This window comes from Aeromonas sp. R7-2, assembly GCF_040908105.1.
In the GTDB taxonomy this organism is placed as follows: Bacteria; Pseudomonadota; Gammaproteobacteria; order Enterobacterales; family Aeromonadaceae; genus Aeromonas; species Aeromonas caviae.
In genome coordinates, this window is the sequence record NZ_JBFODC010000020.1 from 249,494 (window position 1) to 270,915 (window position 21,422).

19 protein-coding genes and 2 tRNA genes are annotated in these 21,422 nt (G+C 58.5%); 5 read left to right on the forward strand and 16 right to left on the reverse strand.

What is annotated here, in order from left to right:
- Positions 1 to 116: 116 nt before the first annotated feature.
- Positions 117 to 959 (reverse strand): DUF692 domain-containing protein, encoded by an 843-nt coding sequence (locus AB5Y47_RS06515; protein ID WP_324046331.1) that lies wholly within the window; start codon positions 957 to 959, stop codon positions 117 to 119.
- Between the two features lie 59 nt (positions 960 to 1,018).
- Positions 1,019 to 1,282 (reverse strand): DUF2282 domain-containing protein, encoded by a 264-nt coding sequence (locus AB5Y47_RS06520; protein ID WP_010673595.1) that lies wholly within the window; start codon positions 1,280 to 1,282, stop codon positions 1,019 to 1,021.
- Between the two features lie 298 nt (positions 1,283 to 1,580).
- Here AB5Y47_RS06520 and AB5Y47_RS06525 point away from each other — a divergent pair, with 298 nt between their 5' ends.
- Complete coding sequence (locus AB5Y47_RS06525; protein WP_324046332.1) at positions 1,581 to 3,605, forward strand: BCCT family transporter; 2,025 nt, start codon at positions 1,581 to 1,583, stop codon at positions 3,603 to 3,605.
- A 159-nt stretch (positions 3,606 to 3,764) separates the two neighbouring features.
- On the opposite strand, the gene AB5Y47_RS06530 is transcribed toward AB5Y47_RS06525, so the two are convergent.
- Entirely contained in the window at positions 3,765 to 4,145 is a 381-nt protein-coding gene (locus AB5Y47_RS06530; protein WP_128345253.1) for a hypothetical protein, read from the reverse strand.
- A 508-nt stretch (positions 4,146 to 4,653) separates the two neighbouring features.
- Between AB5Y47_RS06530 and AB5Y47_RS06535 the strand changes: the two genes are divergently transcribed.
- On the forward strand, positions 4,654 to 6,738 hold the full coding sequence (locus AB5Y47_RS06535) for an ATP-binding protein (RefSeq protein ID WP_368220041.1): 2,085 nt from the start codon (positions 4,654 to 4,656) through the stop codon (positions 6,736 to 6,738).
- A gap of 210 nt (positions 6,739 to 6,948) precedes the next feature.
- Here AB5Y47_RS06535 and AB5Y47_RS06540 read toward each other — a convergent pair whose 3' ends face one another.
- The 8 genes from AB5Y47_RS06540 to AB5Y47_RS06575 all read right to left on the reverse strand — a co-directional run bounded on the left by AB5Y47_RS06540 (position 6,949) and on the right by AB5Y47_RS06575 (position 15,724).
- A complete protein-coding gene (locus AB5Y47_RS06540; RefSeq protein ID WP_323923490.1) occupies positions 6,949 to 7,404 on the reverse strand; it encodes a GNAT family N-acetyltransferase in 456 nt (151 codons plus the stop codon).
- Positions 7,405 to 7,722: 318 nt separating this feature from the next.
- Positions 7,723 to 8,286, reverse strand: a complete 564-nt coding sequence (locus AB5Y47_RS06545) for a helix-turn-helix domain-containing protein (protein ID WP_368220042.1) — start codon at positions 8,284 to 8,286, stop codon at positions 7,723 to 7,725.
- A 423-nt stretch (positions 8,287 to 8,709) separates the two neighbouring features.
- On the reverse strand, positions 8,710 to 8,976 hold the full coding sequence (locus AB5Y47_RS06550; RefSeq protein WP_010673592.1) for a hypothetical protein: 267 nt from the start codon (positions 8,974 to 8,976) through the stop codon (positions 8,710 to 8,712).
- A gap of 508 nt (positions 8,977 to 9,484) precedes the next feature.
- Complete coding sequence (locus tag AB5Y47_RS06555; protein ID WP_368220043.1) at positions 9,485 to 9,907, reverse strand: DUF4440 domain-containing protein; 423 nt, start codon at positions 9,905 to 9,907, stop codon at positions 9,485 to 9,487.
- Between the two features lie 125 nt (positions 9,908 to 10,032).
- Entirely contained in the window at positions 10,033 to 11,307 is a 1,275-nt protein-coding gene (gene thrC, locus AB5Y47_RS06560; protein WP_049636630.1) for a threonine synthase, read from the reverse strand.
- Positions 11,304 to 12,296, reverse strand: coding sequence for a homoserine kinase (gene thrB / locus AB5Y47_RS06565; RefSeq protein ID WP_225315803.1), 993 nt, complete (start codon positions 12,294 to 12,296; stop codon positions 11,304 to 11,306). Before thrB ends, thrC begins: the two co-directional genes overlap by 4 nt.
- Position 12,297: 1 nt before the next feature.
- On the reverse strand, positions 12,298 to 14,757 hold the full coding sequence (gene thrA, locus AB5Y47_RS06570) for a bifunctional aspartate kinase/homoserine dehydrogenase I (RefSeq protein ID WP_368220044.1): 2,460 nt from the start codon (positions 14,755 to 14,757) through the stop codon (positions 12,298 to 12,300).
- Between the two features lie 259 nt (positions 14,758 to 15,016).
- Positions 15,017 to 15,724: a tRNA/rRNA methyltransferase gene (locus AB5Y47_RS06575; RefSeq protein WP_042878886.1), complete on the reverse strand. Its 708-nt coding sequence runs from the start codon at positions 15,722 to 15,724 to the stop codon at positions 15,017 to 15,019.
- A 195-nt stretch (positions 15,725 to 15,919) separates the two neighbouring features.
- On the opposite strand from AB5Y47_RS06575, the gene aceK reads away from it, so the two are divergent.
- On the forward strand, positions 15,920 to 17,647 hold the full coding sequence (aceK, locus tag AB5Y47_RS06580; protein ID WP_041214766.1) for a bifunctional isocitrate dehydrogenase kinase/phosphatase: 1,728 nt from the start codon (positions 15,920 to 15,922) through the stop codon (positions 17,645 to 17,647).
- 102 nt (positions 17,648 to 17,749) lie between these two features.
- Here the strand turns inward: aceK and AB5Y47_RS06585 are convergent, their stop codons facing one another.
- Entirely contained in the window at positions 17,750 to 18,139 is a 390-nt protein-coding gene (locus tag AB5Y47_RS06585; RefSeq protein ID WP_010673585.1) for an META domain-containing protein, read from the reverse strand.
- A 166-nt stretch (positions 18,140 to 18,305) separates the two neighbouring features.
- On the opposite strand from AB5Y47_RS06585, the gene AB5Y47_RS06590 reads away from it, so the two are divergent.
- Complete coding sequence (locus AB5Y47_RS06590; RefSeq protein WP_039039355.1) at positions 18,306 to 18,782, forward strand: hypothetical protein; 477 nt, start codon at positions 18,306 to 18,308, stop codon at positions 18,780 to 18,782.
- Positions 18,783 to 18,785: 3 nt separating this feature from the next.
- Here AB5Y47_RS06590 and AB5Y47_RS06595 read toward each other — a convergent pair whose 3' ends face one another.
- Positions 18,786 to 19,265: a putative 4-hydroxy-4-methyl-2-oxoglutarate aldolase gene (locus AB5Y47_RS06595; RefSeq protein WP_113977884.1), complete on the reverse strand. Its 480-nt coding sequence runs from the start codon at positions 19,263 to 19,265 to the stop codon at positions 18,786 to 18,788.
- A 107-nt stretch (positions 19,266 to 19,372) separates the two neighbouring features.
- Entirely contained in the window at positions 19,373 to 19,771 is a 399-nt protein-coding gene (locus AB5Y47_RS06600) for a DUF3293 domain-containing protein (protein ID WP_081000902.1), read from the reverse strand.
- Between the two features lie 385 nt (positions 19,772 to 20,156).
- Here AB5Y47_RS06600 and arcA point away from each other — a divergent pair, with 385 nt between their 5' ends.
- Positions 20,157 to 20,876 (forward strand): two-component system response regulator ArcA, encoded by a 720-nt coding sequence (arcA, locus tag AB5Y47_RS06605; protein ID WP_010673581.1) that lies wholly within the window; start codon positions 20,157 to 20,159, stop codon positions 20,874 to 20,876.
- Between the two features lie 147 nt (positions 20,877 to 21,023).
- On the opposite strand, the gene AB5Y47_RS06610 is transcribed toward arcA, so the two are convergent.
- Both AB5Y47_RS06610 and AB5Y47_RS06615 read right to left on the reverse strand, forming a co-directional pair.
- A tRNA-Gly gene (locus tag AB5Y47_RS06610) sits at positions 21,024 to 21,098 on the reverse strand.
- Between the two features lie 94 nt (positions 21,099 to 21,192).
- Positions 21,193 to 21,266: transfer RNA gene (locus AB5Y47_RS06615), tRNA-Gly, on the reverse strand.
- Between the last annotated feature and the right edge of the window lie 156 nt (positions 21,267 to 21,422).

The following is a 21,422-nucleotide window of genomic DNA, read 5'->3' on the forward strand; positions in this document are numbered from 1 at the left end:
ATGGGCGGCCTCCACGAGCAGACCGCTCACAAAAGGGCCTTGTGGGGAAACAAGCTCAGACATAAGTGGCCTCCCCGAGCAGGCCGCTCGCAAAAGTACCTTGCGGGGAAACAAGCTCAGACATGGGCGGCCTCCCTGGATGTTTGCTGCGCCGCGCTCAGGATCTCGCTGGCACGCTGCGCCTCTCCCAGCAGCACCGGCAGCGGGGGGATCGCCAGATCCCATTCAATCAGGGTGGGGATGGCGCGCTGCTGGCAGACCTGCTCGTAGAGCGCCCAGACGGGCTCGGCCACGGGGGTGCTGTGGGTGTCGATATAGAGGGGCCCCTGAGGCAGGTGCTTCTCGGTAAAACCGGCCAGGTGAATTTCGCCGACCGTGTCGAGGTCGATAGTCGCCAGATAGTCGTCCATCTCCAGGCCGTGATTGACCGCACTCACATGGAGGTTGTTGAGATCGAGCAGGACGCCGCAACCGCTGCGCCCAGCCAGCTCGGCCAGAAACTCGGCCTCCCCCATCTCCCCCGCCAGTTGCAGGTAGGAGGAGGGATTCTCGATGAGCAGTTGTCTGCCCAGTGTCTGCTGCACCCGATCTATCTTGTCGCTCATGTGCAAAAGAGCGGCCCGGGTGTAGGGCATGGGCAATAGATCGTTGAAATAGCGCCCGCCGATGCTGCCCCAGCTCAGGTGCTCCGACACCCGTACCGGCGAGATGGCCGCCACCAGGGCTGCCAGCTGGCGCAGGTGCCCGGCATCGAGCGGATCGGCGGAGCCCAGCGACATGCCGACTCCGTGAAGGCTCACGGGGTAGTGCCTCGCAAGCTCCGCCAGCACCTCGAAGCCCTGGCTGTGGCGCTCGAAGTAGTTTTCGCTGTGTACCTCAAGCCAGCCCACTCCGGGCAGGGTGTGGCGGATCTCGTCGTAGTGCGGGGGGCGTAAACCGATACCGATCAAGGGGTTCATGGCTGGGCTCTCAATAGATAGGGCCATGATGTGGCGGGCGCCACACCATGGCATGCGGCTTACTTGGGTTGCAGGGACCCGCCAGCGAGCTTCTCGCACAGCCCCTTGGGCACCACCACGAAGGCATCCCCCTGGGCATCCATCTTGGCGGTGCCGGCGCAGGATCCGCCCTTGGTGGCGCAATCGTTCTTGCCCGCCTTGACCACGCCGTAGCACTTCTCCTTGTCATCCGCAGCCATGGCCGGCGCGGCGATGAACTGGGCACCCAGGGCCAGCAGACCCGTCATGGCAGAGGCGATGGCAGTACTTTTTTTCACGTTCATGTCTCTATTCCTTGTTGTCGAGAGTGATGTCTCCGGCGCATCTCATCCGGCTACGTTCAATAGAACCGGACGAGGGGGGAAAAGATTTCCCAAAAAACGGCATCAACTCGCTATTAATAAACAAGAAATCGGTAACCATCTGATTTAAAGGCATAACATACGATGAAAAAAACAGGACGACGAGTTCCTCTCCCATGGTGTTCATGGCCGTTGACCCCGTCACTCGCCGTCCACCCCTTGTCTGCTTTGCACCCGAGGGGCCTATAGTGTCTTGAGTCCTTCCACCCAAAGGTGTCCCATGAACGCTCCCCGTCCCTCCAGATGCACCCTGTCGCTGCCCATCTTCATCCCGGGCCTGCTCTTCATCCTGGCGCTGCTGGCCATCTGCTCCCTGGCCCCGGAGGCCGCCGCCCGCTTCTTCGGCAGCGGCCAGAGCTGGATAGCCCAGCACTTCAGCTGGTTCTATGTGCTGGTGGTCGGCATGTTCCTGATCCTGCTGCTGGTGATCGCCTTCAGCCACTTTGGCAACATTCGCCTCGGGCCGGACGATGCCCGCCCGGAGTTCAGCTTCACCTCCTGGCTCGCCATGCTGTTCGCCGCCGGCATGGGGATAGGGCTCATGTATTTCGGGGTGGGCGAGCCCATGAGTCACTTCGTCACCCCGCCCCAGGCGACGCCCCTGACCCAGGTGGCCGCCCGCGAGGCCATGGTCACCACCTTCTTCCACTGGGGCTTTCACGCCTGGGCCATCTACGCCATCGTCGGCCTGGTGCTGGCCTACTTCGGCTTTCGCTACAACCTGCCCCTGACCATCCGCTCCGGCCTCTATCCCATCTTCAAGGAGAAGATCCACGGGCCGCTCGGCCACGCGGTGGACGTCTTCGCCCTGGTGGGCACCATCTTCGGCATCGCCACCACCTTGGGCTATGGCGTGATGCAACTCTCGGCGGGGATCACCCGCCTCACCGGCATGGACACCTCGGGGGAGCTGTTTCGCTTCGGCCTCATCGGGGTCGTCATCACCCTCGCCGGCATCTCGGCGGTCACCGGTCTCGACAAGGGGGTGAAGCGCCTCTCCGAGCTCAACCTCTTTCTCGCCATCGTGCTCCTGCTGTTCGTGCTGGTGGCCGGCCCCACCCAGTACCTGCTGGGGGCCCTCTCGGAGAACATTGGCAACTATGTCTCCTCTTTGAGCCAGCTCACCTTCCGCACATTCACCTACAGCGAGACCCGCCAGGCGGGCTGGTTCGGCAACTGGACCCTGCTCTACTGGGCCTGGTGGATCTCCTGGTCCCCCTTCGTCGGTCTCTTCATCGCCCGCATCTCCCGCGGACGCACCCTGCGCGAATTCATCCTCGGCGTCCTGTTCGTGCCCACCGCCTTCAACCTGCTCTGGATGACGGTGTTCGGCAACGCCGCCATCTGGGCCAGCCAGCATGAGGGGGGCACAAGCCTCATCGACTCGGTCGGCAACATCGACACCCTGCTGTTCAACTTCTTTGACCTCTTGCCGGGAGCGGACATCACCTCGGCCCTCGCGGTGATCCTCATCAGCGTCTTCTTCGTCACCTCCGCCGACTCGGGAGCCTTCGTCATCGACAACATCGCTACCCAGGGCAAGGAGGGCTCACCGGTCTGGCAGCGCCTGTTCTGGGCTCTGCTGCTCGGGGTCACCGCGGGTACCCTGATGAGCACAGGGGGGCTGGCGGCACTCCAGTCCATGACCCTCATCGCCGCCCTGCCGTTTGCCTTCATCATGGTGCTGCTCTGCCTCGGACTCTGCCGCGGCCTTGTCGCGGACAAGGAGCACTCGGCCAGGCGCCTCTCCCCCGCCACTGACTTCTGGAACGGCAAGCAGTGGCGCACCCGGATGGATCACCTGCTGCGCCCCTCCACCGAGCAGGAAGCCCGCGCCTTTGTGGACAAGGTCGCCCTGCCCGCCCTGACGGCCCTGAGTCAGGAGTTCGCTGCCCGCGGCATCACCTGCCGGGTCGAAGAGGATGGGCCGGATCAGTGCCATCTGCTGGTGCCTCAGCAAGGTCGCCGGGACTTCTGCTACGGGGTGCGCATCGAGGCCCGCCCCGCCCCCGCCTTCAACCCCCTGGAGGCGGCCCACAACCACGATTCCGAGGCCCGCATCTTCGAGCCCATCACCTATTTTGCCGATGGCCGCGCCGGGTACGACATCCAGTACCTGACCCGGGACGAGCTGAGTGCCGACGTCTTGCGCCAGTACGAGCGCTATCTGGTGCTGAGCCAGGACGAGGGGCAGGATCTGCTGAGCAGCGCCCCCGAACATACCCAGCCAACCCAGGGAGAGTGATGACCAGGCAGGGATCAAGTCAGCTCCCCGCCCAGAGCTTATGGCCGGGCACACTGGCGGCGAGGGCTGCCCCCACAACCCATCACAACAGAGAAAGGGGCCCCAGGGCCCCTTTCTCGTCACTGCCTCAACCGGCGTTGGTGTCAGAGCCTCACCGGCTCAGGCGGTTTTCACGCACTTCTGGATAAAGCTGTTCTTGGCCGCCCCGGCGAGCTTCTTGTCCGCTGCCGCCTTCTCGCACTGGGTCGCCTTGTCGGCGGCTGCGTCCGTCTTCAGGCACTTTTGCACGAAGCTGTTCTTGGCCGCGCCAGCCAGCTTCTTGTCGGCGGCCGCTTTCTCGCACTGGCTTGCCTTGGCACTGGCAGAGGCATCTTTGACGCACTTGCCCACAAAGCTGGTCTTGGCGGCGCCCGCCAGCTTCTTCACCGCCGCCTGGGCCTCGCACTCTTGCTGCGCGCCAGAGGTCGCGCTCTGGGCTACCCCCATTCCCATGCCCATGACCGTCACACACAGACTCAACACCATCAGGATCCGCTTCATATGTCACACTCCCATTGTTCTATCCATTGTGATTGGCCCCCACTCACGCGGGCCAAACGAGGCACTCTTGCCTCGCTGCACTATAGTCCCCCTGCCCCGTGACAACAAAATGCCCCTTCCTCCTCGACAACCCCCTCCTTGCCCCCGCTCCGGCCACCCGGCGCCTTCACTTCAATTGTTGAGCTGGCGCAAAAATCCAGCGCTTCCTTGCGGTTGCGTCAACTTTTGACTGGTTTGCGTATGAGGCTTGAGGATATGCTGGTCATTCGGCGCCTACAGCACCATCCGGGCCCCGCCCGCTGGTCTATGGAGCACATTGGAAGCTGTAATCCAGGGGCGGTAGCGTTGGAATGTTTTAATTTATATTGAATACTAAGACCCAAATATTTTTATATCTCGATTTATACTGTCCATTTTAAAGAAATAATCAATGTCATGGCATCTATAAAAAGCCATTTGGATATGCCGCTTAGTATTAAATGTTTGGCTTTTATAATAAAGGAATTTTATGGGTATAATTAAAAAAGACGTCATGGATAATCATCTCAAAAACCATCCTGACGAACGCGCTATTGTCACACCTTTCCTTGATGGCTTTGACATCATGTGGGCTAATAAAAGAAGGTCGCACAACACTGAATTATCCATATATTTCTTATCACCACTCCAACATTACAAAGAATCATACGGGTTTGAAAATGAGGTTCTACTTGCATATGCTCCTTACAAAAAAATGGAGCCAAGAACACTGCAAGCTATTGAACAAACCTTTTCAGACTCACCTGCAAAAGGTAGGGTGGAGACATTAAACTACTTTCTCATATCTGATGATGAGAATATATCAGACTGGCTTGACTCATATTTATCTTCCAAACAAGAGACAAGAATAATAGTCTCATTCTCCAAAGATGAACTATTAGAAAACAAAGATAATGGATGGTACCTAAGAAACAAACTAAGCAATAATTTTTTTGGGAGAGACTTGTTTAACTACTCTCTTCCTTTGGTTGAAGACACTTATTTCTTTGGCAGACAAGCTGAAACAATGGAATACTTTGATGCCGTAAGGAGAAGTGAAAACAAAGGAATATTTGGCCTTCGAAAAACAGGTAAAACGTCCTTATTATTCAAGGTGAAACGTTTGTGTGAATCTGAAAGAAAGATTCATACCTACTACATAGATTGTAAGCAGCCTCATATCAGGAAATCCAGATGGTTTGAACTACTGGAGGATATTTCAGAACAAATACGCGTAGGCTTAAACATTAAAAAGAACAAGGCACATGTATTCAATGAAAGGCTGGCATCTAAAAGTTTTGTTGATTTAATAAGAGAAGTGAGTTTAAGAAATGCGAAAATTTGCTTAATGCTAGATGAAGCCGAGTATATATCTTTTATTTCCCCCCTAGATATTCACTGGAAAAAAGATTATTTAGAATTCTGGCAAACATTATGGTCTGCTCAAAGCCAAGTAAAGTGTTTAAGTTTAATTATTGCTGGTGTTAATGCCAGCATTGTTGAAACAGATCTAGTTGATGGTGTACAAAACCCGCTGTTCGGCATAGTGCCCCATAAATATCTAACTGGCTTTAACAATGATGAATGCCGAACAATGTTAAAGAAACTAGGCCGAAGAATGGGTATCGACTTCAATTCAGAAACATGTGAGGTAATTAGACGCTGGTATGGTGGACATCCACTCTTAGTTAGACAAGCATGTAGCACTCTGAATTCATTTTTATCAAAAAAAGAAGAACGACCTTTTGTTATTACTTTAGATGTTTTTGACAAGCATAAAGAACTAATCGATACCGAGCTAACATTCTATAGTGATCATGCGATCTCTGAAATCAAACTTTTTTATCCTGATGAGTATCTTATGTTTGAGCTTCTATCTACAGGACAAGAGCTTGACTTCAATGAATACTCTAAAGAAACCCAATACTTAAAACATCTGATAAACTATCAACTAATAAGAAAAGTATGCGACAACAGTGGATACACCCCAAATATACCAGTAATAGCTCAACGTGTAGCACATGAATCTAGATCTAAAGATAACCGTGGACTAATATATCCAATTATTGATTCAAGTGTTCGTCAGCCATGGTTGATAAGACGGATAGACGAAATATCTAATGATTTCTCCGTTTTGCAAAAGATAGTATCAACCGGAAAGACTATCAGTCTCTTTGGTTCAAACTCTTTCCCTGAAGGAGTAGAATTAAAGTCAACAAATGTTGTTTCCAATAAACAGACTTTTCTTTCTTTTATAAACACGGTTAATAGATGTTTTGTCGAGTCTATTGAACGCTATGGTAAAGACATATCAAAAAAAGAATATTTCTGGTCCGATATTAAAAGAGAGTATCCATATCTTTGGCCTGCATTACATAGAATTAAAGTATACAGAAATGAGGCTGACCATCTTCATCTAAAGATTAATATCACTCAAGACTATATTAATTATTTAAATGAAGATTTTGAAGGCAAGAATTTCTCACAAATAGAAGAACCTTATTTTGTATTACAACAAAGAATTTTGGATAGGCTGTTGTTGGCCTTACAAAAAGAAATATCATCTAAGTCATAAGTGAAATCTGGGACACCCACCTTTCTAAGCCAGCCATTACCGGCTGGCTTTATTTATTATCCCACCCTATTCCAATCATCCACTCCGTATCAGGCAAGCAACATTTACCCGGCGGGCCGCATGGTCAGATACAGCAGCAAAAAAGCGGGTGTCCCTATTTTCCCTCCATTTATCCTCTTCTATTTGTCCACCTGGGCGCCGTCATACGGCTCACAATGCTTTGGTCATAAACCGGCTGTAGGGATCCTCACGGTAATGACCAAAGGGGCCGCACTCCTCAAACCCGAAGGCGTGATAGAGGTGATGCGCCGGTGCAAAGAAGGGCTGGCTGCCCGTCTCCAGGCTAAGGCGGGTCAGGCCGCGCAGATGGGCCTCTTCCAGCACATGAGCCAGCAGTTGACGGGCAATGCCACGGCGGCGGTAGCGGGTAGCGGTGCGCATCGATTTGATCTCGCCATGTCCCGCCTCCAGCCGTTTCAGGGCCACACAACCGGCCGCCTCTTCCCCGTCCCACAACGTCCAGAAACTGACGTCCGGTGCGCGCAGTGCCGCACCATCGAGGGCGTGCGTGCTCTCGGGGGGCGAGATGGCACGCATGTCGTTCAAGTGCTCTTCCAGCAGTGCCATCACGCGCGGGTCGGTCACATCATCCAGTCTGATTTGCATCCCTTCTCTCCTCTCTCTTGTTGCCCTTGTTGCGTGCCGGACCTTGCAGCGCGCCGCTCGCAGCGCTGACGGGGACTCGGCACATTGTCGGATATACCGGCGTCTGCATGACTCCCCGCACGCCCCCTCTTTGGTGCGTGCCACGGGCCGCCTTTGGCGGGTAATGCGTAGTCCTTGGTCGGTACTTGGTGCCCTGTTGAGCAGGTACTGCGCAGCCTTTTGTAGGCACTGCGCTGCCTCTCTTTCGTTGGTATTGCGTCGCCTTTATTTAGTTGGTACTGCGTAATTTTTCTTTAATTGGTACTGCGTATCCCTTCTTTAGTTGATACTGCGTACCAGGGCGACCAGATAGCGGGCGGGCGTACTGCCCGGATTCACAAAGCGGGTGTCCCCCTCAATGCTCATGCAGAGACAATCGCCGGCGCGAAGCTGCCACTGCCCCTCGGACGATTCAATCTGCATCTCGCCTTCGAGCAACCAGATCTGCTGGTGCCAATGGGTCGGCAGCGGCTGCGGTGCATACTGCACGCTCTGCCCGGCGGGGAAGTGCACCTCCACCATCTGCAGCGGCGCCTGCGGCAATGCCGTCAGATGGCGGCGCTGATAACCGGATTGCGGATCGGTCCAGACCGGCTGATCTTCAGCGCGGCGGCAGGGCGAGACCGACTCCTCGGGCTCATGAGTGAAAAGCGAGGCGAGCGGCACGCCCAGTGCGGTGGCCAGTTTATCGAGCACCACGGCGGTCGGGCTGCTCTGACCGCGCTCGATATTGGAGATATTGGAGCGACTCACCCCGGAGCGCTCGGCCAGTTGCTCCAACGACCAGCCCTGTTGTTCCCGCAGCCCGTGCAGCCGCGCCGCCAGCATCTGTTGAAAATCCATGTTCAAATCCAAAATAAAGGAAGTTAATCCAAAATACTGGATTTTTATCACAAGTCGAGCTCTTTTTTATTGGGTGCCTGTGTTCCTGCCGCCACCAGCCACTCGTCGATGAGCCCCCCGCGTCACGGTGCTTGGCGTATCAAACAGCCTCCTCGATAACCGGAGAAGGCGCTATCGGCTGACTCTGTGGCGCGCTCTGTTCGGCGGCATGGCCACAGATGATGGGCAGCAGCGGCCAGCAAGGCGGGCGTCTCGGGTTGGCACTCCCAGATTGGCAGCTCAGGTCAGCACTCTCGCGCTATATCAGGGCCATATCAAGGTCATATCAAATCCAGAGCGTCGCCGCGCTGGGTGAGCGGACACAAAAAAACCATCCCTCCCGGGATGGCTTTTTACTGGATGGCTCGCAAAAAGAGGGCCCTCTTACCACCGTCCCTGGGGTGGCTGCTGGTTGCGCGACTCCACCATGGCAATGAGGATGGCCATCAGGCTCGATATCAGCATCAGCCCCATGGCGATGGGAAACGTCACCAGGATGTAAGAGAAACGCCCGATCTCTGCCGCTGGAGAGTCCGATAGCATGATCATTGGCAGGGGGAAGACCAATAACAGGGCCAGGTAAAACATGATCCTGGCGATCATCAGGGGGGTCTTGAGGGACTGGGTCACTATTTTTCGGTACGGCCACATGATGGTCTGCTCCCTGCACTGTGGTGTTGTTGTTGTCGATAGGCCGCGCCGTCGAGGCATCTGCGGCCCTGCTCGTCCATGAAGGGTGTCAAGCAGTCCCCTGATTAGCAGCCACGGCAGGCCGGGTCAACGGGCCCCGGGGGGCTGGAAATGACCCACAGACAGGGTTGTGCTGCCAGGGGCGAGCATAACAACGAGAGTGCAAATCAAATGTGCAAAAACGTCGCAGCAATCACTGTCGGCGCACTTTCTGCCAGCAGGTTGTGAGGCACAACCAAAACGGGGAGTTGCGCCGTGGGCTGCGCTGTGATCCCCCTCCCAGGCAGAGCGGTGCCCTGCGTGCGGCTCGGGTTCTCCGGCCTGGATGGCTTGGCTCTTGCTACTCAATCTGGCTACTCAATCTGGCTACTCAATCTGACTAACCGGTCTGGCTGCACAGCCTTGATGGTGCGCCTTGATTACGCACGCTATACACGCACTCTGGCTGCACCGAGTCAGTGTGACTGCGCTAGTCGGTTGCAGGCCGATCGCCGGGCCGCTGCGCCTCCAGCAACGCAGTGCCATAGGAGTTGTCTATGGTGCAGCGCCACTGGTCATCCGTCTCCTTGCGAAACACATAGGTGGCGCGCCGGGTCTCGTCGATCCAACCCTCCCCGCCCGGGTAGCGCAGCCGGGTCTCCATGATCACCAGGGCATTGTCTGCCCCCTCGATCACCTCCATGGCCCCCTGGGTCACCTCAAGCTGGCCGTCAAAGTAATCGGAGATGGTAGTGAAGGCGCGGCGGATGGCGGGAATGCCGCGCACCACCATGCCGGGTTTGACCACCAGGGCGGCGTCTTCGGCGTAGAAGGTCATCAGGGCGTCGAAGTCGCGCCGGGAGATGGCGGCGTCACAGGTCTCGATCAGGGTGCGAAGGGGATGCGGGCTCATGCCGTGCTCCTTGTTTCAGGGGGATCTGGGCGGGTTCCCCGCCCTATACCGGACATCAATACCGGACATAAAAAAATCCCCCGCTCTCGTGAAAAAGCGGGGGATCGTCAGCGTCTCATGACGGCTTAACCGAGCAGGAAGGCCTTGAGGCGGCCAAAGTCAGCGGGCAGATCGTGGGACAGGAGCGGCAGCGCGGCGTGCTTGGCGAGCGGGCCCGGCAGCGGCACATCCAGATTCAGGATCTCGTCCACCGACTCCTTGAATTTGGCCGGATGGGCGGTGCAGAGGAACACACCGACCTCGTCTTGCCCAAGCTGCTCGTTCAGCAGATCCCAGGCAATCGCCCCGTGGGGCTCGCACAGGTAATCCAGCTGATGCAGGCGTTTGAGCGCGTCGCGAGTCTGGGCATCGTCACGCATCCCTGAGCCCAAGGTTTCCAGCGCCCAGCCCTTGCGACGGCACAGCTCTTCCACGCGCGGCCAGTTGTTGGGGCGGCTCACGTCCATGGCGTTCGACAGGGTCGCGACCGTCTGGTGCGGCTCCCACTGGCCGGTTTTCAGGTAGCGCGGCACGGTGTCGTTGGCGTTGGTGGCGGCGATAAAGCGCTTCACCGGCAGCCCCAGCGCCTTGGCGATGAGACCCGCGGTGAGGTTGCCGAAGTTGCCGGACGGCACGCTGATGACCGCCTTAGCGCGATCGGCTTTCGGCAACTGGGCCACGGCTTCGAAGTAGTAGCAAACCTGGGCCAGCAGGCGGCTGATGTTGATGGAGTTGGCGGAGTTGAGGCCGATGGCGGTCTTGAGCCCTTCATCGTCGAAGGCATCTTTGACCAGCGCCTGACAGGCATCGAAGTCACCGTCGATGGCGAGGGTGCGGATGTTGCCGCCGAGGGTGCAGAAAAGCGCCTCCTGCAAGGGGCTGATCTTGCCCTTGGGGTAGAGGATCACCACTTCAATCCCCTCCAGGCCGTAGAAGGCGTGGGCCACGGCGGCACCGGTGTCGCCGGAGGTGGCGGTGAGGATGGTGATCTTGTCATTGGTTCTGAACGCAGCCAGACACTGGGCCATGAAGCGGCCGCCGAAATCCTTGAACGCCAGGGTCGGGCCGTGGAACAGCTCGAGGGCATAGGTGCCGTCTTTGAGCTTCACCAGGGGCGCCGGGAAGGTGAAAGCGGCGTCGATAAGCTCGCTCACCTTGGCAGCTGGTACTTCGTCACCCAGCAGGTGGCTCAGGATGCGGGCCGAGCGCTCGGCCAGCGGCAGATCCAGCAGGGCATCCACGTCGGCCAGCGGCTCCAGGGTCTCTGGGAAGAAGAGCCCCTGCTCGCGGCCCAGACCCTGACGCACCGCCTGGGCGAAGCTCACCTGTTCACTCTTGTCCTTGATGTTGTAAAGATTCATAGCTCGCTTCCTGTTACCCGTGCCCCGGCCATGTCCAGTTTGCAGACCCGGGCAAATCCATCTTCATTGCGCACGAAGTGCGCTTCCATCCACTCTTTCATGCGTTCGGCCTGGGCCAGATCCTTCATCACCACGAACACGGTGGGACCGGACCCCGAGATGCCGGTGGCCAGCGCCCCGTTCTGGGCCCCCTGGGCCCTCACCTCGTTGAAACCTTCAATCAGGGCCGCGCGATAAGGCTCGGCGATCACATCTTTCAGGACGCTGGCGGCCAGCCCTTCCTGGCGGCTGTAGCTGGCATGCACGAAGGCGGCCAGCCGGCGGCCATAGGTGAGGCAGTCCTGGCGGCGATACTGGGCCGGCAGGATGGCGCGGGCGGCGGCGGTGGAGACCACGGTGCCCGGGTAGCAGACCACCCAGTACCACTCGTCAAACACCGGGATGCCCTGGCTGATGACGCCCCCCTCCTCCAGCACCAGCTGCATGCCGCCCAGATAACAGGGCGCCACGTTGTCGTAATGGACGGAGCCGGAGATCTTCCCTTCCATCTCCCCCATCAGCAGCAGCAGGTCGTGTTCATTCAGGGGCGCGCCGTGGAAGGCGTTGAGCCCTTCCAGCGCCGCCACGACGCTGCAGGCGCTCGATCCCAGGCCCGAGCCCACCGGCAGGTTCTTCTCCAGCACCATTTCCAGCGGCTTGAGACCAAGGCCGCGCTTCTCCAGCGCCTCGCCATAGGCGACCCAGCAGTCGTGGAGGATGTTCTTTTTCGGGTCGTCCGGCAACTTGTGGGCGTAACGGCCCACGGAAGAGAGAGCGAAAGGCACGTCAGCGGCTTTCACTTGGACGCGGTCCCCCAGCAGGGAGCCATCCACGGGGGCGAGCGCCGCCCCCAGGACGTCAAAACCCACGCTCAGGTTGGCGCTGGAGGCCGGGGCATAGGCAACCACGCTGCCGCCGATTTCTACATTCGGGTTCATCTCTGAACTCATGTTACAGCTCCTGCTTCCAGTTCTGGGTGCGCAGCACGTCGGCGAAGACACCGGCGGCGGTCACTTCGGTCCCTGCGCCATAGCCGCGCAGTACCAGGGGGATGGGCTGGTAATAGGTGGAGAAGAAGGCGAGCGCGTTCTCCCCGTCTTTTACCTTGAACAGGGGCTCGTCGCCACCCACCGCCTTGATGGCCACCTTGCACTTGCCACCCTCGATGGAGCCGACGTAACGCAGCACCTTGCCGTCACGCTGGGCCGCCGCGAACTGGTCGCGGAACCAGCCGTCGGCCTCGGGCAGGCGGGCCATGAAGGCTTCCACGTCGCCGCTCACGTCAAAGCCCGGCGGCAGTGCCTGCTCCACCTCCACATCGGAGAGCTCCAGCGCCATGCCGGCCTCGCGGGCCAGGATCAGGAGCTTGCGAGCCACGTCCATGCCGTTCAGGTCATCGCGGGGATCCGGCTCGGTGAAGCCGTTGCCGCGGGCGATCTGGGTAGCCTCAGAGAAGGCCATCCCCTCATCCAGCTTGCCGAAGATGAAGGAGAGCGACCCGGACAGGATGCCGTCGAAGGCGCGCAGCTTGTCGCCGGCCTTGATGAGGTTTTGCAGGTTCTCGATGACCGGCAGGCCAGCGCCCACGTTGGTCTCGTACAGGAACTTGCGGCGGGTCTGGCGGGCGGTGCGACGCAGCGCCTTGTAGTAATCCAGCGACCCGGTGTTGGCCTTCTTGTTCGGGGTGACCACGTGGAAACCGGCCCCGAGGAAGTCGGCGTACTGGACGGCCACGGCTTCGCTCGAGGTGCAATCGACGATCACCGGGTTGATGAGGTGGCTCTCTTCCACCAGCTTCTTCACCGCCTCCAGGCTGAAACTGCCTTGTGCTTCCACCAACTGTTCACGCCAGTTGGCGAGGGCCAGGCCATCCTTGTTGACCGCCATCTGACGGCTGTTGGCGATGCCGACCACCCGCAGGCCGGTGCCCTGCTCGGCCAGTACCGGCTGCTGACGGGCAATCTGATCCACCAGGGCCGCACCGACGCCGCCCACCCCGACCACGAAGAGATCGATGAACTGCTGGCTGCCAAAGAAGTTCTGGTGGCACGCCTTGATGGCTTCCGCCACCTTGCCGGAGCGCACGACCGCGGAGATGGAGCGCTCGCTCGACCCTTGCGCGATGGCGACGATGTTGATGGAGGCCTGGGCCAGGGAGGTGAAGAAGCGCGCCGCCATCCCCTTGGAGGTGCGCATGCCGTCACCGATGAGGGAGATGATGGCCAGATCGGTCATGATCTCGAGCGGGTCCAGCAACTGGTTCTTGAACTCCAGCTCGAACTCGCGCTCCAGCACCTTGCGGGTCTTGTCGCTGTCGTAGCTGTGGATACAGAAGCTGACGCTGTACTCGGAGGACGACTGGGTGATCAGCACGATGCTGACCCCGGCGCGGGAAACGGCGGAGAAGATGCGACCCGCCATGCCCACCATGCCCTTCATGCCGGGACCGGAGACGTTGAACATGCACATGCCGGAGAGATCCGAGATCGCCTTCACCTTCAGATCGTCATCCCCCTGATCGACCCCGATGAGGGTACCCGGACCCTGGGGGTTGAAGCTGTTCTTGATGAGGCAGGGAATGTGGAACTGGGCCACGGGGGCGATGGTCTTCGGGTGCAGCACCTTGGCACCGAAGTAGGAGAGCTCCATCGCCTCTTTATAGGAGAGGGTTTTGAGCAGGTAGGCGTCCGGTACCAGGCGCGGGTCGCAGTTGTAGCAGCCCTCCACGTCGGTCCAGATCTCGCAGCACTCGGCATCGACGCAGGCGGCCAAGACGGCTGCGGAATAGTCGGAGCCGTTGCGGCCCAGCAGCACGGTCTCGCCCTTGTCGCTGCCACCGGTGAAGCCCGGCATCAGGTAGAGACAATCAGAGCGCAGGCCCTTGGCGGCGAAGCGCACCCGGGAGGCTTCGATGTCCACATGGGCTTCGAGGTAGCCGCCATCGGTGACCAGCAACTGCTCGGGCACGATGAGATCCAGCTCGATGCCGCGCACCCGCAAGAGCTCGTGCATGAAGGCGATGGAGAGGTTCTCGCCACGGCTCAGGATGCGTGCCTGGACGTTGTCCGGGCACAGCCCCAGCAGACGGATACCCTGCATCAGCCGCTCGACCTGATCCAGCTCGGCGGTGAGACGGGCCTGCAGCGCCTTGTCATCCAGCGCGGGATAGGCGGCCTTCAAGCCGGCCAGCAGACGGGAGAAGATACCGTTGATCTCGAACAGGGTACTGCTTGCATCCATGCCGCGACTGGTCTGTTCCACCAGGGCGACCAGGTGATTGGTCACCTTGGCCGGTGCCGACAGCACCAGGGCCACCTGGGATTGGCCGTGGGTATTCACCGCGATATCGGCAACCCGCAAGAAACGCTCTGCGTCGGCCAGTGACGACCCGCCAAATTTCAACACTCTCATCGCTATCTCCCTGTATTCCCTGCAAATTGATCTGCTAATTGGTCTAAAAACAATCCAACAAAAAAGCCCGTACTGGGTGGGTACGGGCCTTTTTCTGATTTCTGTGCTTGTTCGTCAGCGCATCAACCGGCCCCAGTGCCACCTGTGGTGGTACCGGTAATAATGGTGGTGGTGATGACGTTGGTGAATAGCTGCATGACGAACACTCTTGAACGAATCTGGTTGTTAGCAATACCGCGCCCGGCGAGGGGCTGTCAACCTAAACCTCCTTGCCAAACTTGCGGGCAAGGTCTTTGCAGAGCAGATGGAGCATATTGAGATCCCGCTGCGGCAGCATGGGCACTCGGTCCATCACCCATTGATGCAGTTTTTCATCCTGCGAAACTCCGATCTCACCAAGCAATTCTGCTGTTTTTGATTTCAGCACGCGAACCTGCCCGGCACTCTCGAAATTTTCTGCTACGTCCTGCTCGTCGCTCACTTTCTGGTCATCGAGCAGCGGACTCAGCTCATAGGCATACAGCATGATCGCCTGACCCAGGTTCAGGGACGGGTATGAGACCTTGAGAGGCAGGTAGCTGATGAGATCCACCTGGGCGAGCTGTTCGTTGGAGAGTCCGGACTCCTCGCAGCCAAACACGATGGCCACCTTCTCGAGGGAGGGCTTGGCCCGGATCTGGTCGCGAATGTCCGCCGGGGTGAGGTAGTGCTGGTAGCGGCCGCGCTGCCGGGCGGTAGTGGCGACCACCAGATCCATGTCCGCCAGGGCCTCTTCCAGGGTGTCGAAGGCTTGCGCATCCGTCAGGATCTCCTGCGCCCCGTGGGCAACCCAGCTCGCCTCCTCCTCTTCGTGCACCCGGCTCCCCACCAGTCGCATGGCATCGAAGCCCATGGTCTTCATGGCGCGAGCAGCAGCCCCCACGTTGGCGGCACGGGCTGGCGATACCAGCACAAAATAGAGTTTCATCGGGTTCTCTCCAGGATGAGGCCGACGCCGCGAACTGCGGCGAACCGTCGGCAAAACAGGGGCGCAATCTACCGTTTATCCCGAAATATTGCCACTTGAACAGATGTTTGGATGTTGCCATAGTGGCCTTGGACGCGAGTCCGCCGCCTCAGGGCACTGACGCCATGGGCCCGACAGTTCACAAGGAAGAGAGAGATGCAGCAGCCATTGGAGCAGGCGGTCGCCGAGACGATCCTGCAACGTTTTGAGTCGTTTTACAGCCGCTTTCTCGAGATAACCCAGGGCAGCAAGAGCCGTTTCGAGAACAGCGACTGGCTGGGGGTGCAGCTCGCCGGTCGAGAGCGCATCCGCCTCTATGATCACCATGTCGGCGCCACCACGGCGCAGATCAAACAGATGATGGGGGAGCAGCTGCCGACCCAGGCCCTGCTCAAGCAGGTGAAAGGCGCCTTCAGCGATCTCCTGCCCCGCTGCGAGAACTTCGAGGTGGCGGAGTCTTTCTTCAATTCCGTCTATCGCCGCATCTTCCGCCATCGCAACATCCGCGACGAGAACCTTTATATCCACCCCTTCGTGAGCCGGGGTGACAATCCTGACCTGGGATCCTTGCTGCGTATCTATCGCACCGATCTCTCCCACCTGCCCCAGACCCTGAGCCAGTTGCTCGGGGATTACAGCTTCACCCTCCCTTTCGAAGACAAGCAGCGGGACATCATGGACATCCACCGCCATCTGGCAGAGAGCGGCCCGGCCATCCTGCACGAGGAGCCCTTCGCCATCGAGCTGCTCAGGGAGGTGTTCTATCGCAACAAGGGAGCCTATCTGGTGGGGCTCATCCGGGTGAAGGGCGAAGTCTATCCCTTCATCCTGCCCTTGCTCAGCACCGGTCAGAGCATCTATGTGGACACCGTCATCTTCGAGCCGGAGCTGGCTTCCATCGTGTTCGGCTTCGCCCGCGCCTACTTCATGGTCTATGCCCCGGTGCCGGCGCTCTTTGTGGCCTTCCTTCGCCAGATCATGCCCCGCAAGCCGGACTATGAAATCTACAACGCCATCGGCTGCCAGAAACACGGCAAGACCGAGCTCTATCGTCACTACCAGCAGCACCTGGCCCAGAGCCGGGAGCAGTTCGTCATCGCGCCCGGCATCAAGGGGATGGTGATGAGCGTGTTCACCCTCCCCTCCTACGATGTGGTGTTCAAGGTGATAAAAGACGAGTTCACCCCGCCCAAGGAGGTGAGCCACGAGCAGGTGAAGGAGAAATACCGGCTGGTAAAACAGCACGATAGAGTGGGCCGCATGGCAGATACCCAGGAGTTCACCAACTTCGAGTTTCCCCTCGATCGCATCTCGCCGGAGCTGTTGACCGAGCTCAAGGCGGTGGCGCCCTCTGCGCTTACCCTCACCGCCGACAAGCTGGTGATCAAACACCTCTACACCGAGCGCAAGATGATCCCCCTGAACCTCTATCTGGATCAGGCGGACGAACAGCAGACCCGCCTCGCCCTGGAGGAGTACGGCAACGCCATCCGCCAGCTCGCGGCGGCCAACATCTTCCCCGGCGACATGCTGTTCAAGAACTTCGGGGTGACTCGCCACGGCCGGGTGGTCTTCTATGACTACGACGAGATCTGCTATATGACGGAGTGCAACTTCCGCCAGATCCCGCCGCCACGCTACCCGGAGGACGAGTGGAGCGCCGAACCCTGGTATTCGGTGGCACCCAACGACATCTTCCCGGAGGAGTTCGCCACCTTCCTGCTGCAAAAACCCCAGGTGCGGGAGATCATGATGCAGTTGCACAAGGAGCTCTTCGACGCCAACTACTGGAAGATGCTGCAGAGCAACATCAAGGAGGGGATGTTCGAGGATGTCTATCCCTACCGGCGCAAGAAGCGGTTTCGCTTCCAGCGAGGGGGATGACCCGGCATCAGGCACAAAAAGGGACGCCATGGCGTCCCTTTTCACATTCTCCTGCACGCTGGCGCAGGGGTCGCCTGCGACAGCCTTTGACGAGATCCCGGCTTATTTCACGGCGTCAAAGGTCAGCAAGGTGGCCTTGTCGGCATCCTTGAGTACCAGCTGTTTGCCGCTGATCTGGAAGCTCGCCACCTTCTCCAGGGTCTGCAGGTAGTTCATCTCCTTGCCGGCCAGATCCCCCGCACACATCATGCGCGTCGAACCCATGGCGCCCAGCGTCAACACGCCGTCATCCTGCTCTGTGATGCCGCCAAAGTAGCGGTTGCAGCCGCCCTTGCCCGCCACCTTGTCACCGGCGACCTGCAGGGTGAAGGTGTCACCGCTCGCCCCTTGCAGTTGCCAGGTCGATGCCTGCAATTGTGCCAGAGTGGAACCCGTAGTCATGGCGCAGCCTCCCAGGGCCAGAGCGGCCAGCAGGATCAGTTTGTTGTTCATCAGTTCACCTCGTGATGGAGCGTGTCGTAACGACACGGAGTGATGGGCCTGTGTACCATGACTGCAGCGTCAATCAAAACTCTTTTATTGTGATCGGGGTTCCCTTTACTCCCCGCTGGCATGTGCCATGCTTGTAGTCCTGTTCGGACCCAGGGAGGGGAAACGAATGGTCAAGTCTCTCGTCATCGCAATGGCATCCAGCCTCGTCTTTTCGGCTCAGGCCGCCGACTGGAGTTTTCTCCAGACCGAATCGGACAACCCGCTCTACGTCAAAAGCTATTCCGGCGTATTGCTCGGCAACCAGAGCCACCTGGGCGACAACTTCGACCTCTGGCTCATCAATACCGGCTATCAATACCCGCTTCAGGATGACATCAGCCTCTACATGGAGGCCGGCCCCGCCATCGGCCCCCAAAGTGGGCAGGCCGGGTTCAATATCAGCTCTGGGGTGCGCTATCGCCTCTCCCCGTCACTCAACATCGGCAGCCAGCTCAAGCAACTGGAGGTGAGCAAGGCCAGCACCCTGGTTGAGCTCAACAGCAGCCTGCTGGTGACCCCTTCCCTGGCCATCACCGCCAATTACGGACTCAGCGCCTTCAGTACGGAACACTTTCTCACTCTGGGAGTGGGCTTCAACTTCTGAGGTTCAGAGGAGCCTGGCGCCGCTCACCAGCACACCGTTGAGGTCGGCGTAGACATAGTCGCCGGGCGCTATGGTCACACCGGCAAAAGAGACCACGGTGTCCAGCGTGCCCAGGCCCCGTTTTTCGGTCTTGACCGGGCAGGGGGCCAAGGCCTTGACCCCCAGCGCCAGGGTCGCCAGCGTCCCTACATCCCGCACGGCACCATTGATGAGGATCCCCTCCCACCCCTGCTCCACCGCCTTGATGGCCAGCTGATCCCCGAGCAGCGCCCGACGCAGGGAGCCGCCCCCGTCGATCACCATCACCTTGCCATGGCCGGGACGATTGACCAGATCACGCACCAGGCTGTTGTCTTCAAAGCAGGAGAGGGTCACGGCCTCGCCGTAAAACAGCGCCTTGCCGCCATAGTCGTGAAAGAGGGGGTCAGCGATCCTAAGGGCATCGCCATGTTCATCGCAAAGGTCGGGCAGCAGGTCCAGCATGATCATCATCCTTCCATGGAGTGAAATGTGTCCGCTCATTCTTTCATCATGTCGGGGCGCTGACAATCCACCGGCCGGGTGCCCTGTCCGGATGGCGGGGAGCCATGTCAGCCTGAAGGCCTGAACCGCCAGCGGGACGCAAGCGCCCCCAGATGACAGGGCGTCCCTTCCAGCAACACGGGCACCAGCCAGAGCTCTCCTTCACGCACCCAATAGAGGGCATTCTGGCCAAATCGGGCGGCCAGCCGGATCGCCTCTGGCAGCGAAAGCGGCAACAACAGCGACGCCTCCTGCCAGCGCTCATCCTCATCGCTCCCCCAGACCTCTCCCATGACGGGACACTCGCCCACTTGCCGGACAAGGGCTCGCTGGCGACGGGCATTGCGGCGCAGCCCCACCCACCGGCTGGCCGGGTTCCAGGCCGTGACAATGGCATAGGCTGGGCAGCAGGGAGGCGCAAAGGGGGCGATGAAGCACACTTTTCTGTAGTTTTCCCACAAAGTCATGTCAACCACATGTTACATCCCATTACATTTATTAAGGGCGAAAAAGCGGGTCAGCCCAAGTATGATGCAGCGAACTCGGGGATTGACTTATATCAAAGCTGAGTTAAAAAGTTGCTATCTGACGGCAAAGAGTGTTGTTATGCGCCTGTTAACTGATAAAATGCAGCAACTTTTGTAATGGACTACCTCTCCGGGCTTCTCTTGTTCAGACTTGTTGAGAGCCCATGTACGGCACAGGGATGCTTGCCGACATAGTTACCAAATTCGCGATGATTCGACCTGATATTCATACCCAGGATGACGTAATAAATTTTCAGGACCGGTCGGATAACGCCAAAGAGTGTTAAAATTTCGATAATTAACTGATAAGAATCTGGGAATACTCATGCAAACACCACATATTCTGATCGTCGAAGACGAGCTGGTCACCCGCAACACCCTCAAGAGCATCTTCGAAGCCGAAGGCTACATCGTGCTCGAAGCCAACAACGGTGACGAGATGCACCAGGCCCTGACCAGCCACACCATCAACCTGGTGATCATGGACATCAACCTGCCGGGCAAGAACGGCCTGCTGCTGGCGCGCGAGCTGCGTGAAGACGACAACATCGCCCTGATGTTCCTGACCGGTCGCGACAACGAAGTGGACAAGATCCTGGGGCTGGAGATCGGCGCAGATGACTACATCACCAAGCCGTTCAATCCCCGTGAACTGACCATCCGTGCCCGCAACCTGCTGAGCCGCACCATGAACGTGGCCGCCGGTGGCGAAGAGAAGAAGCTGGTGGAACGTTATCTGTTCAATGGCTGGGCCCTGGACATCAACAGCCGCGCCCTGGTCAGCCCGGCTGGCGACATGTTCAAGCTGCCCCGCTCCGAGTTCCGCGCCATGCTGCATTTCTGCGAGAACCCGGGCCAGATCCAGACCCGTGCCGAGCTGCTCAAGAAGATGACGGGCCGCGAACTCAAGCCCCACGACCGCACCGTGGACGTGACCATCCGCCGTATTCGCAAGCACTTCGAGAGCGTGGGCGACACCCCGGAGATCATCGCCACCATCCATGGCGAAGGCTATCGCTTCTGCGGCGAGCTGGAGCAGGAGTAATCCTCCCCACTCCCGAGTTGAAAAGGCGCCCTGTGGCGCCTTTTCCATGTCTGCGCCTTTCAGCTTGGCCGCTCTGGCACTCTCGCCGGCATCAAAAAACAGACAACAAAAAGCCCACTCGCAGGAGTGGGCTTTTTGTGTGAAGACTGGAGCGGGCAGCGGGAATCGAACCCGCATCATCAGCTTGGAAGGCTGAGGTAATAGCCATTATACGATGCCCGCTAGGCATCAAAACTTGCTTGGTGTGATGGGGAATCCCCACGACAGACAGCCATCTGGCTGATATGGACAACGGCGCGTGCCGCTATCTGGAATGTGGAGCGGGTGATGGGAATCGAACCCACGTATGCAGCTTGGGAAGCTACCGTTCTACCATTGAACTACACCCGCGTCAGTGGCCTCTACTATATGCATTTTGCCGCCGAGCGCAATCACCGACCTCGCATTTTTTGCCATAAATCAAGCTGTTCGGCCAACTAATGAGCATGAAGCCGATTTTTCACACAATGATGTTCCTCCGCCCGGTTCTGCAAGGTTGCCAAGCCG